Origin of the sequence: Thermogemmatispora sp. (assembly GCF_019683635.1) — a bacterium.
In the GTDB taxonomy this organism is placed as follows: domain Bacteria; phylum Chloroflexota; class Ktedonobacteria; order Ktedonobacterales; family Ktedonobacteraceae; genus Thermogemmatispora.
In genome coordinates this window covers 1-11,442 of record NZ_JADGIA010000177.1, presented here as the reverse complement: position 1 = coordinate 11,442, position 11,442 = coordinate 1, and the positions used below count along the sequence as shown (strand labels likewise).

The 11,442-nt window shown below is 61.6% G+C and carries 9 protein-coding genes and 1 pseudogene; 8 read left to right on the top strand and 2 right to left on the bottom strand.

Going from position 1 to position 11,442, the window contains the following annotated elements; translation table 11 throughout:
• Positions 1–386, bottom strand: a pseudogene (locus tag IRZ31_RS16735) (DNA methyltransferase); the annotation flags it as partial.
• A 732-nt stretch (positions 387–1,118) separates the two neighbouring features.
• On the opposite strand from IRZ31_RS16735, the gene IRZ31_RS16730 reads away from it, so the two are divergent.
• The 8 genes from IRZ31_RS16730 (at position 1,119) to IRZ31_RS16695 (ending at position 9,918) form a co-directional block, all read left to right on the top strand.
• Positions 1,119–2,159 (top strand): zinc-dependent alcohol dehydrogenase family protein, encoded by a 1,041-nt coding sequence (locus tag IRZ31_RS16730; RefSeq protein ID WP_297155685.1) that lies wholly within the window; start codon positions 1,119–1,121, stop codon positions 2,157–2,159.
• A gap of 507 nt (positions 2,160–2,666) precedes the next feature.
• Positions 2,667–3,428 (top strand): GntR family transcriptional regulator, encoded by a 762-nt coding sequence (locus IRZ31_RS16725; protein WP_297155683.1) that lies wholly within the window; start codon positions 2,667–2,669, stop codon positions 3,426–3,428.
• Positions 3,429–3,568: 140 nt separating this feature from the next.
• Positions 3,569–4,321 (top strand): sugar isomerase domain-containing protein, encoded by a 753-nt coding sequence (locus tag IRZ31_RS16720; RefSeq protein WP_297155681.1) that lies wholly within the window; start codon positions 3,569–3,571, stop codon positions 4,319–4,321.
• A 164-nt stretch (positions 4,322–4,485) separates the two neighbouring features.
• A complete protein-coding gene (locus IRZ31_RS16715) occupies positions 4,486–5,832 on the top strand; it encodes an ABC transporter substrate-binding protein (protein WP_297155679.1) in 1,347 nt (448 codons plus the stop codon).
• Positions 5,833–6,112: 280 nt separating this feature from the next.
• The gene (locus tag IRZ31_RS16710; protein WP_297155677.1) at positions 6,113–7,003 is read left to right on the top strand and encodes a sugar ABC transporter permease; all 891 of its coding nucleotides are present in this window, start codon (positions 6,113–6,115) and stop codon (positions 7,001–7,003) included.
• Positions 7,004–7,114: 111 nt separating this feature from the next.
• Positions 7,115–7,981, top strand: a complete 867-nt coding sequence (locus tag IRZ31_RS16705) for a carbohydrate ABC transporter permease (RefSeq protein ID WP_297155675.1) — start codon at positions 7,115–7,117, stop codon at positions 7,979–7,981.
• 41 nt (positions 7,982–8,022) lie between these two features.
• Positions 8,023–8,907, top strand: coding sequence for an ROK family protein (locus IRZ31_RS16700; protein WP_297155673.1), 885 nt, complete (start codon positions 8,023–8,025; stop codon positions 8,905–8,907).
• 192 nt (positions 8,908–9,099) lie between these two features.
• Entirely contained in the window at positions 9,100–9,918 is an 819-nt protein-coding gene (locus IRZ31_RS16695) for an SDR family NAD(P)-dependent oxidoreductase (protein WP_297155671.1), read from the top strand.
• Positions 9,919–10,088: 170 nt separating this feature from the next.
• Here the strand turns inward: IRZ31_RS16695 and IRZ31_RS16690 are convergent, their stop codons facing one another.
• A complete protein-coding gene (locus IRZ31_RS16690; protein ID WP_297155669.1) occupies positions 10,089–11,030 on the bottom strand; it encodes a class I SAM-dependent methyltransferase in 942 nt (313 codons plus the stop codon).
• Between the last annotated feature and the right edge of the window lie 412 nt (positions 11,031–11,442).

Genomic DNA, 11,442 nt, shown 5'->3' with positions numbered 1-11,442 from the left:
GCGGCGCTGAGCAGACGCAAGTCGCGTTGCTGTGGTTCAGCAAACCAGTAGTGGACGAAGGCGGCGGTCTCGGGATCATCGTCGATCCAGGGCAGCGGGACCGGGGCGGTTACGCCGCTGAGGGGAGCCGCCAGCTGGCTGGCCCGTTGACGCAGCTTGTCTGTTTCCAGGGGGGTGGTCCAGACCCGGGCCATCAGGACGGCCAGCGGGTCGAGGTCGCGACCAATAGCCCGGAGGCCGTGGTTGAGGGCCGCTCTCAGGACGGTGCCCGAGCCCATCATGGGATCGAGGACGGTGCTGCCCGCTGGGAACGATGCCAGCTCCCGCAGGGCGACCTCGGGAGCCATCCGCGCGGGAAAGGGGTGCACGGGCTTCAGGTCTGTCATCGCTCTTCCTGACTTTCCTTGTCGTAGAGGCACTGGATGATCTTCCGCCGGCTAGAGGCAGCGTATAAGACTCTGTCTCAGGCCATCTCCTGCCCTGCCATAGCGAAGAACGGGCGCACTTAGCTGACGTATTGCAGTAGGATAGGGCGATCGCTTGGTTGTATTATATCACGTCTATCGATCGTTAGACTAGCTTTGTTGCCTTTGTCCTATCCTGTGCTCGATGTTGAAGAGTGCTCTTGTCGTCTGACTATGCCTGCCTTACCACGGGACAGGCGGGCAAGGCCGCCCACTGGCTGATGATCCCCATAAGGTTATCTCACCGTTCCCTTCTCCACGAGCGTGGCCGGCGGGCGGATGGCTCGGGCGTTCTGGCGTCAGCTATATCAGATCCTGGCTGGGAACGAGAACAGGGGCTTCATGCGAGAATTCTTATAGTCTGGTGATCTGGTAGAGCTGAGGTCGATCGAGGGATCTGGCCAACTCGGTTAGCGGTCGAGGGTCTTGTTCTCCCAGAGCGCGGGCAGGACGTCGGTCTCTCGCTCTGGGAGAGGTGTGCGGCGCCCGCCGGCGGCATTCTGCAGAATCGGCCAATTATTAACGAAGAATATTCTATCGCTCTGCCTGCGAGCGTCTCTATAATACCCGACGGATGGAGAAACGAAGGAAAGAAAGACTCACTCCTTGCAAGGTGATCAGTCAGTCCTTCTGCTGAGAGAGGAAGCATCATAGATGAAAGCAGCGATCTTTCGCGGAGCTGGTAACATCACGGTAGAAGAGCGTCTAGACCCAGTTATTCAGGAGCCGACGGATGCGATCGTCCGCATCGTTCGGGCCTGCGTCTGCGGTTCCGATCTCTGGTATTATCGTGGAATTGCGCCCCATCCCGAGGGGTCCATTGGCCACGAATTCATCGGGGTCGTCGAGGAGGTAGGCCCCGAGGTCACAACTATCAAGCGGGGCGACTTCGTCATTGCCCCCTTTGCCATTAGCGACGGTACCTGTCCGCACTGCCGGGCCGGCTTCCATACGGCCTGTGTCCGTGGGGGCTTCTTTGGCCAGGGCGTTGAAGGAGTCGCGGGACAGGCCGAACTGGCGCGGGTCCCGCTGGCCGACGGCACACTTGTCGCTGTTCCTGGGCGCCAGTTTTCCGATGAGGTGTTGGCCTCGCTCCTGACCCTGACCGATGTCATGGGGACCGGCTATCATGCCGCCATCTCGGCGGGGGTGAAGCCTGGCCAGACCGTGGCGGTGGTTGGTGATGGCGCTGTGGGCCTCTGTGCCGTGCTCTCTGCGCGGCTGCTTGGCGCTGAGCGCGTGATCATTCTCAGCCGCCACCCCAGGCGTCAGGAGCTGGCCCGCGACTTCGGAGCTACAGATATCGTGGCCGAGCGTGGTGATGCGGCGGTGCAGGCGATCATGCGCCTGACCGATGGCATCGGCGCGGACGCTGTTCTTGAATGTGTGGGCACCAACGAAGCCAACCAGACCGCCTTTGCCAGTGCCCGCCCCGGGGCTATCGTCGGGCGCGTCGGCGTTCCGCACGAGGTCGAGATCCCCGCTGAGGCAACCTTTTATCGCAACGTGGGCATGCGCGGCGGTCCAGCGCCCGTGCGGGCCTACCTGCCCGAGCTGCTAGAGGCCGTTCTCAGCGGCAAGATCAATCCGGGTCGTGTCTTTGACTTCACGACTGATCTCGATCATGTTGCCGAGGCCTACGCTGCGATGGATCAGCGTCGCGCCATTAAGTCTCTGCTGGTCGTGGGTCGCTAGGGAAGGCTCTCCTTCTACCAGGGCGGCGCGCTACCGCGTGCCTGTCTGGCCTTCCCTGGGGCGTGCCGGCCATCAAGAGCGCCTCTAAGAGAGTGAACCAGTGTGTTTCCCGGAGCAAGAGGAGGGGGCAGCAGATGGATGCTGTTGCCCCCTCCTCCGTCTATCTTTCTGGGCGATTTGGGCCATCGGTGACAGCATGACGGTTGTAGGTGCTGCTTACCTGGCTATGGGGAAGCTGTCTGCCTTCGCTCGGGGGAGGTAGCGCGCCTTCTCTATCCAGATAATCGTGAGCGCCCTGTGAGCAGTGTGAGTCTGTTTGGCGATCCATCGCCGGCTGCACTGACTGGCGACCAACCTACCAGCGGGCCGGGCCAGATCACTGCCCGCGCGGCCCACTTTTTCCTCCGAAGGGATCACTGTCCTGGTAGCCCTCTTGATTTTGGCGGACCGGGACAGTAAAATGTCATTATGTTATGACATTTCAGTGAGCGTGGAGGAAAGAGAGCGATGGCCGAGCCTCGCTATCGAGCGGCATCCAAGAGCAGCCCGGTGCCCATGCACTTCCAGGTTGAGCGAGACATGCGCGAACGCATTCTCAATGGCACCTGGAAACCGGGGCAGCAACTTCCAGGAGAGATGGAACTGTGCAACCTCTATGGAGTCAGCCGCACGACGGTGCGTCAGGCCCTGGCGGTCCTCGTCGACGAGGGACTGATTGTACGCGAGCGAGGGCGCGGCTCATTTGTCCGTGATCTCACCATTACCGCGGGCGCCCGAGGGCTAACCTCCTTTAGCGATGAAATGGCCGCCCGAGGTATGCACGCTGGCGCTCGCGTGCTCAGCATTGGCCTCGAACCCTCCACGCCAGAGATGGCCCAGCGCCTGCGCCTGGCTGCTGGCGAAGCCCTGGTTGTCGTTCGCCGCGTGCGCTACGCCAACGACACCCCGATTGGCATTCAGACAGCCTATCTACCGGCGGCCCGCTTCCCTGAACTGGAGCGAGCCGATCTCAACGAGCGCTCGCTCTACCAGTATCTGGAGGAACGCTATGGCGTTGTGCCGGCTGAGGCCGTTGAAATCTTCTCCATGACCACCATCAGCGGCCAGCAAGCCCAGCTCCTACAGGTTGGCGAAGGAACCTGCGGCTTCCACGTCGAGCGCCTGACTTTTGATGAAGCCAAACAACCATTTGAATTTGTCGTCTCGATCCTGCGTGGCGACCGCTACCGCGTCCAGCTCTTCCTGCGCGCCTCGCGGCGGCAGCGCTAGATCCGTGCCGTGCCGTGCCGCGCCGCGCCCATACCAGAGCAGACGCAGGGAAGCCTCGCTATTTCGATCTCATCCTGCCTGCCGAACTCGACGAGCGTGGCCAGGCTCCCGGCCATCTCTTCCCTAGTCAAGGAGTAAGCATGCAACGAGAAGTGTCCTATCTGTCAGCAGTCGCCCACACCATTGACAGGCTCCAAGAGCAGAGTGAGCAGATCCGCATGGTCGCCGAACGTGCCGCCGAAGTGATTGCCAGTCATCACTGGGTGCGCTTATTCGGCAGCGGGCATTCGGTCCTTCCGGTCCAGGACTGCTTCCCCCGCTATGGCGGCTATGTCGGGTTCTACCCAATGATGGACCCGCGCCTGATGTGGACCACCGTCAGCGGGCCAGGCGGAGCAGAAGAGCTGCTCTGGCTGGAGCGCCAGGAGGACTACATCCGCATCTTCCTGCGCCATACGCGCTGGGACCCTGCCGACATGCTGATCGTGATCTCTCACGGCGGGCAGAATGCGGCGCCAGTAGAAATGGCCCTGGCTGCCAAAGCCGCCGGTCTCTACGTGGTGGCGATCACCTCCGAAGAGAACCATCGCCATCGGCCCGCCACCCACTCCAGCGGGAAGAAACTGGGAGACATTGCCGATGTCATCCTCTTCAACGGCGTTCCCTCGGAGGACGCCGTCGTCGCTGTCCCGGGAGTAGCGGGCAAGGTAGGCGGCGTCTCGACGCTGGCCGCTATCGCCCTGGTGCAAGCCATCGTCTCAGAAACGGCCCTGGCCCTCGCCCGTCGCGGCTACCTGGTCCGTCCCTTCGCCTCCCCCAACACCGAGGGCGTCAGCCCCGACAACAATGAGGAGGTCTACGAGGAGTTCCGTCGTCGTTTGTACGGCGCTTGAAAGCGCTATCTGCCAGCGCTGTTGCCTGCTTCTCTGGCTGAGCCCCGACAGCGCTCACTCATGTGATCGACGGCAGAGGCCAGCGCTCTCCTGGCCCGCCCGGCCTGCGAAGAAAGCTGTCCCCCGGCCCGGCTCGTGCATGAGATACTTCTCTGGAGGTAGCTATGCTACGCTTTTCACTTACGCGCCCAACACTGCGAGTCACCCTCGTGCTGGTCTTGTTCTCCCTCCTGCTCGCTGCCTGCGGCGGCAGCAGCACCGGATCGTCCTCCGGTAAAGTAACCATCACCTATCTGACCCACTGGTCGGGCCCCCAGGTTGACCAGCTCAACCAGGCTATCAGCGCCTATGAAAAGCTGCATCCCGAGGTGACGATCCAGGTGCGCACCGTGCCCTTTGGCAACCTGCTGACAACCATTACCACCCAGGGAAGCAGCGCCAGCGGACCGACCATCATGGGCATCTACAATCTCTGGCTGCCTCAGCTGGTGCAGGATGGCCTGGTCGCTCAGGCCCCGACCACCTTTGCGCAAGATATCCAGCAAGCCTATCCCCAGAGTGTGGTGTCCGCCGTTCAGGTCGAGGGCAAGACCTATGGCTATCCTAATGAGGTTGACCTCTATGCCCTCAATTACAACAAAGCCCTCTTCCGCGAAGCCGGCATAGCCAACCCCCCGGCCACCTGGGACGAACTGGTGAGCGATGCCGTCAAGCTGACCAAGCGCGACAGTTCCGGCAAAATTCTTCAGCAGGGCTTTGGCGTCATCACCAGCTGGAATAGCGGCGTCGTCCACCCGTGGCTCTCGCTGGTGGATTCGGATGGCGGCCAGCTCCTCGCCGCCGATCACAAGCCCCTGCTGACCAGCCAGGCCGCCCTTGATACAGCGAACCTCTACTATCAGCTGATTTTCCAGAAGAAGGTCACCGATCCGGCGATGGGTCAGGCCAATGCCTCGACGACCGGACCCTACCTTGAGAACTTCGTCGCGGGTAAGACAGCCATGATCATCATGGCCAACTGGTGGGAGAGCAACCTGAAGGCTGGCATGGGGGCGCGCTTTAGCGATGTCGGCACGGCTCCCATCCCGGTGGGACCGCACGGCAATGGCTCCCATAGCGTATCGTATTCCTGGAGCACGGTGGTCAACGCCAACGCCGACCCGGCCCAGCAAGAGGCGGCCTGGCAGTTCTTGCAGTGGCTCAATGGCCCCCAGAGCGGCAAAAATGGCTCCTCGGCCATGGGTGATATCCTGATGGGCATGGGCATTCTGCCGAGCCGCACTTCCGACCTGACGGCCCATCAGGCCGACTTGAGTGAGCCATTCATCAGCACCTACGTCCAGCAGCTCAAGAACAGCGTCCCGTTCCCGACAGTGCTGGGCGGCGATGAAATCACTACCAGCCTGCAGAAGTCGCTAGAGGCCCTGATGTATGGCCAGACTTCGCCTCAGCAGGCGATGGCCCAGGCCCAGAGCAACCTCAGCCAGATTCTCAGCCGCTACTATTCCTGATATGGTCTAGGTAGGTAGGTAGAAACAGTATTCCTGCTACTGGCGTGAGGAGAGCCTGAGAAAGGAGGCCCTGCCGGGGCTGCTGGTGCTTCGCTTCGATCCTACCAGTGCAGGCCCCGCGCAGGCCACCCAGGCCGCACACGCACGGGAGAGAGTGAGGACGGCCCGCCGGCCCGCCTCTCCCGTGACGGCTGAACCTCCTTTCTCTTCCGTTCTCCAGGGTCGCCGATGAGATAGCTGGGAGTGTGGTGAAAGCTTCCTGAGAAGGGAGGGTCTGCAATTGATACAGGGGCAGCGCTCGCTGAGCCGCTCCAGGTCACTGGCCACGGTCGGTTTCCTCAGCCCGGGCCTCGGCTTACTGATCGTTTTTGTGGCGGTGCCAATTCTCTTAACGGCCTGGATCAGCTTGCATCAAGGCTCGATGGCCATTCCGTACTCGCGCATGCGCTGGGTCGGCTTCAATAACTACGTGACGGTCTTTGAGCAGCCAATCTTTCGCACGGCCCTGCTCAATGTCTTTCTCTATTCGCTGGCCAATCTCGTGATCATCCTGCCGCTGGCGATTCTGCTCGGTCTCTTCCTGTACCAGGCGCGGGTTTATGGGCGCAATGTCTTGCGCACGGTGCTCTTCCTTCCCTACATGATCCCGACGGTCGCCGTGGCCATTGTCTGGGGCTATCTCTACGAGCCTCAATATGGTCCACTGAATGAGATCCTGAGCTGGCTGCATCTGCCCCCCCAGGGCTGGTTAGGCTCCGTGCATGAGGCCATGCTCTCGCTGGTCATTTTGAATGTCTGGCAGACCCTGGGCTACTATGTGGTCATGGTGGTGGCGGGCCTGACGGAGATCCCCCAGGAGTATTATGAGGCCGCTTCCCTTGATGGCGCCGGCTGGTGGCGCCGTCACTGGTATATTACGCTCCCTCTGCTGAGGCGGACGCTGGCCTTTGTCTTTGTGATTCTGACCATCAATACCCTGCAGGTCTTTGACCCTGTCTACGTGCTGACGCAGGGATCACCGGTCAATTCAACCGATGTCGCCGCCTACGAGATGTATATTACGGCTTTTAACTATGGGCAGGCCGGACAGGCGAGTGCGATGGCGATGATTATGCTGGCGATTGTGCTGGCGCTCTCTCTATTCCAGCTGCGCCTCTTCCGCTCACTGTGAAGGCAGGGCAGGCTTGCAGGGGGAAATAGAGCGAGCTGCGTGAGGGAGGGTGGACCCGGCGCCCGCTGCTCCCGCAGGGGCGCGGGCATCAGACGACGAAGGAGAGCAACGATGTCGGTCTATACCAAGAGCTATCGTCGCCCCAGTCAGGGACGGCGCTGGCTCTCTCTGGCACTGCAGTATCTCTGTATGGTGCTGATCCTGGTGATCATGCTTTTCCCCTTCTTCTGGTTGATTGCTTCTAGTCTGAAGTCGCCAGAGGACCTGGAGGCGCTTCCTCCGGTCTGGTGGCCTGCTCACCCGGCTTTTTCTTCGTATCGGACGGTCTTCGAAGTAACGCCGTTTGCACGCGCTATACTTAATTCGCTGATTGTGACTGTCTCCTCAACAGCAGGCATTCTGCTCACCAGTATCATGGCCGGCTATGTCTTTGCCAAACATCAGTTCCGTGGGAAAAATGCCATCTTCGTCTGCGTCCTGGCGACCATGATGGTCCCCCAGTTTGTCATGCTGATCCCGCTCTATCGCATGATGGTGGCCCTCCATCTCGATAATACCTATCCTGGTCTGATTTTGCCCAATCTGGCCAATGGCTTCGGTATCTTCTTGATGCGTCAGTTTATTGCTGGTATCCCCGATGAGCTGCTGGAGGCTGCTCGCCTGGATGGGGCTTCAGAGTGGACGCTCCTCTGGCGTGTGGTGGTACCGTTGCTGCGTCCGGCGGCAGCGGCGCTGATCCTCTTCGCCTTTGTCTTCCAATGGAACAATTTCCTCTGGCCCCTCTCAATAGTCTACTCGCCCGAGATGAGCACGGTGGTCTTGTCGCTGAATGGCCTGCGCACCTATACGTCGAGTGTCACATTCGCCAATATCGTCATGGCGGGCACTGCCATCGGTATCCTGCCCAGCGTGGTGCTGACGCTGTGGGCGCAGCGCTACTTTATCGAAGGCATCTCGCTGACCGGCATCAAGGGCTAAGCTGACTTGAGGCGTCCAGGACCAGGAGGTGAGAGGTAACGATGGAGCTGGGCATCGATGTGGGCGGCACAAAGATTCAGGGAGCCTATCTGACAGCAACGGGTGAGGTGGCACTGACGCCGCGCCTCAGAACCCCGGCGAGCTATGAGGAGTTTCTGGGAACGCTGGCGCGGCTGGTGCACACAGTGGCGCAGCAGCAAGGGGAGCCGGTCGTGAGTATTGGCCTGGGGCTGCCAGGCACCTGCACCCGTCGCCGATCGCTCTGGGTGCCGAATCTCCCTTTTTTGCATGAGCGCGAGCTGGCCGCCGAGCTGGAGCAGCGCCTGGGGGCGGCGGTAGTCTTGAGCAATGATGCTCAGCTTGCGCTCCTGGGCGAGGCCTGGCGAGGAGCGGCTCGTGGACGGCAGCAGGTCGCGCTGGTGAGTGTGGGCACAGGTGTCGGTGGGGCGCTGATGCTGGGGGGCCAGCTGGTCCAGGGAGCGCACGGGAGCGCCGGCGCCTTTGGCTGGCTGACGCTTGACCGCGGTCATATCCCTGATCCAGAGCATGGTTTTCTGGAGTTAGTGGCTTCCGGCAGCGCTCTGGCTGCCCGGGGCCAGCAGCTCGATCCACCTTTGACCTCTTATGAGGTGATTGCTCAGGCCCGGCAGGGCCAGCCAGACTGCCTTGCACTCGTGGAGGAGATGGGGCATATGCTGGGTCTGGCTCTGGCAAGCATCGCGAGCCTGTTTGATCCCGAGCTGATTATTATCACCGGTGGCCTCTGCGAGGCGTTTGATCTGTTCTCCCCTTTGTTGCGCAGGAATCTCGCTCGCTATGGCGCTCCAGCGGTCCGGGAGACGCCGATTGTGCCGGCGCTTCTCGGAGACAAAGCCGCCGCCTACGGCGCCCTGCGCGCCGCTCTCTTGCGCTCTGACTTCGCCTGATGGCCTGCTCTGTACTGGCCCTCGTACGCTGATTGCGGATAGCTGGGTTGGGGTCCGGCTGGCAGCAAGCTCTTGCTTCGGTATATGCTGTCTATGATCTGTGATCCTCCCGCTTGACGGGACTCGACGAAGCTGTCTCAAGAGGCGTTTGTTGTCTGGCTGAACAGACAGTCGCAGAAAGGAGTACACACAATGGCGATCCCTGATGTAAGTCACAAGTCGCTGGCCGAACTGATCTCGCTGCGCGGACGCAATGCCGTTATTACCGGTGGGGCCCGGGGGCTTGGCCTGGCCATTGCGGAGCGCCTGGCGGAGGCCGGGGCGGGTGTGCTGCTGGGCGACCTGCGGGCCGATGAGGGGCAGGCCGCCGCAGAGCGCCTTGCCGCGCGCTATCAGGTGCGGGCATTGTTTGCCTCTGTGGATGTCACGGACAGCGAATCGGTGCGCAGTCTGGCGCAGCGAGCCGTGCAGGAGCTGGGCAGCCTGGATATCTGGGTCAACAACGCCGGTATCTATCCCAGTAGCCCGGTGCTGGAGATGTCCGATGAGCAGTGGGACCGGGTGCTGGCGATCAATCTGCGCGGGACCTTTCTGGGAGCGCGCGAGGCGGCGCGTTGCATGATCCAGGCCCAGCGCGGTGGCGTGATTATCAATCTGGCCTCAACTGCCGGCTACCAGGGAGGGGCTGGCATGGCGCACTACGTGGCCTCGAAGCATGCGGTTCGGGGCCTGACGAAGAGCCTGGCCATTGAGTTTGGCCCCTACAATATTCGCGTGCTGGCCCTGGCCCCGACATTGATCCGCACGCCGGGGATCGCCGAGCTGCGCCAGGAGATGACAGCTGCCGGAGCACCAGATGTGCTCGGTGACTCATTTGGCGAGAGCCTGCCGCTGGGGCGGGCTGGAGTTCCCGACGATGTGGCACGGGTAGCGCTCTTCTGCGCCAGCGACCTCTCGCTGTTGATGACTGGCAGCACGCTGGCGGTCGATGCCGGCGCTCTCGCCAGCTAGAGCCCGCCGGTGGGGACCCCTGATAAAGCCTGCTCTCCTCTGGCCATTGTCGTGGCTGCCTGGCCCAGGTGGACGGCCATCCGCCTGGACCAGGCACTGTAGAACCTCGCTGCTGACGAGACAGGCAATGGCTAGACTAGCGTACGGTGATGGATGGGGGTCCAGACCTCTCAGCTGCGGGCCGGCTTCTGACCATAGACGACCACGAAGGGGCAGCGGGTCTGCAGCGTGTTCCATTCCTGGCTCGCGCGCTCAAGCAAGTCAAGTACTTCCTGCTCCGGGCGGTGGGTGAGGGCGGCTATAGGCCCACACACGGCCTTAGATGCCTCGCGAATGTCGAGCGCCAGCAGGGAGCCAAGCCGTCCTCCCCAGTCGCCGAGGGGGGCCTCGATCAGCTGGCGCTGGATATTGATGAAGCCAGCCTCTGCCAGGTAACGCTCCAGAGAGCGCAGCACAATCCCCTCGATATCCAGACCACGCATCGCCGCCAGAGGACTCCCCAGCTGGTAGAACGCGCGTGTGGCCGGTCCTGCCGGCGTGAAGTCCTGCATGGTGCTGGTCTCAACCAGCTCAACCCAGCCGCCGGGGGCGGTAACACGCGCTAGCTCCTGGATCAGCCCAGGCCAGGCGGACACAGGCACGGCCAGGATCAGCAGCCGCTGGTGGACGAAATCGAACGAGTCACTTTCAAAGGGAAGCCCCTGCAGCGCATTGCTTTGCACGAAGCGGAAGTTCGCTGGGGGCGTGCTGGTGATCTTGACCTGCTCCAGGTCAAGGCCGATGACGTCGGCTTGAGGAAATTGCTGAGCCAATTCAAAGGCCCACTGACCGGTACCGCATCCCACATCCAGGATACGGCGCGGCTGAGTAATAGGCGCTAAATAATTGCCGCGCAGCAGGCTGCGCAACACATAATGCTGAAAGTCGAGCCGGTTAACCTCGCCGAGGTCTTTAGGCAACAAATAGGGCTGCTCGTGGAGATAGCGACGGTTGCCCTGCAGGCGCGGTAGAGCACCCTCGCCAGGTTGCCTGCCAGACGCGGACGGAGTCGCGCCTGTGAGGCCAGCGGCAGCAGCTGGGGCACGGCGGCGACGGAAGAACCACCAGGGCATCGGCGGCTCCTTTCTCTTCTGGTGTCAGATCTCCTGTGAGGACGTTCCTGCTCTGCTCACAGTTCTCTCAGACACCTGCCCCTCAACTGCCTGCTGACTGGCTGGCCAGAAGTGCGATCAAGGAAAGGAAGCAGGCCGCAACCGCAGAGCGAAGGCCAGGCCGCCAGGCCAGACCTCTGAAGAAGTCAGGATCGTTTCCCTCTCAGGCAGGAGACGCTTCTCTGCCAGGAGTGTAGAGAAGCAGATGGGCCCCTGTCAATGTGTAGGAGAGGGAAATGCGCACTCCCTTCTATTTTTATGGGTTCTTAATGTGATGCTCGCCTTATCGGCCCTGCTTTCAAGAGAAGACAAACCAGCAGAGGGCATTGCGCGCCCGCTGATCATCAAGAACCAGCTCACGAATGGCGTCGGG

Bases quoted from the DNA above. Each gene is read 5' to 3' on its own strand.
- IRZ31_RS16730 (WP_297155685.1), top strand. From the start codon at position 1,119: ATGAAAGCAGCGATCTTTCGCGGAGCTGGTAACATCACGGTAGAAGAG.
- IRZ31_RS16725 (WP_297155683.1), top strand. From the start codon at position 2,667: ATGGCCGAGCCTCGCTATCGAGCGGCATCCAAGAGCAGCCCGGTGCCC.
- IRZ31_RS16720 (WP_297155681.1), top strand. From the start codon at position 3,569: ATGCAACGAGAAGTGTCCTATCTGTCAGCAGTCGCCCACACCATTGAC.
- IRZ31_RS16715 (WP_297155679.1), top strand. From the start codon at position 4,486: ATGCTACGCTTTTCACTTACGCGCCCAACACTGCGAGTCACCCTCGTG.
- IRZ31_RS16705 (WP_297155675.1), top strand. From the start codon at position 7,115: ATGTCGGTCTATACCAAGAGCTATCGTCGCCCCAGTCAGGGACGGCGC.
- IRZ31_RS16700 (WP_297155673.1), top strand. From the start codon at position 8,023: ATGGAGCTGGGCATCGATGTGGGCGGCACAAAGATTCAGGGAGCCTAT.
- IRZ31_RS16695 (WP_297155671.1), top strand. From the start codon at position 9,100: ATGGCGATCCCTGATGTAAGTCACAAGTCGCTGGCCGAACTGATCTCG.
- IRZ31_RS16690 (WP_297155669.1), bottom strand. From the start codon at position 11,030: ATGCCCTGGTGGTTCTTCCGTCGCCGCCGTGCCCCAGCTGCTGCCGCT.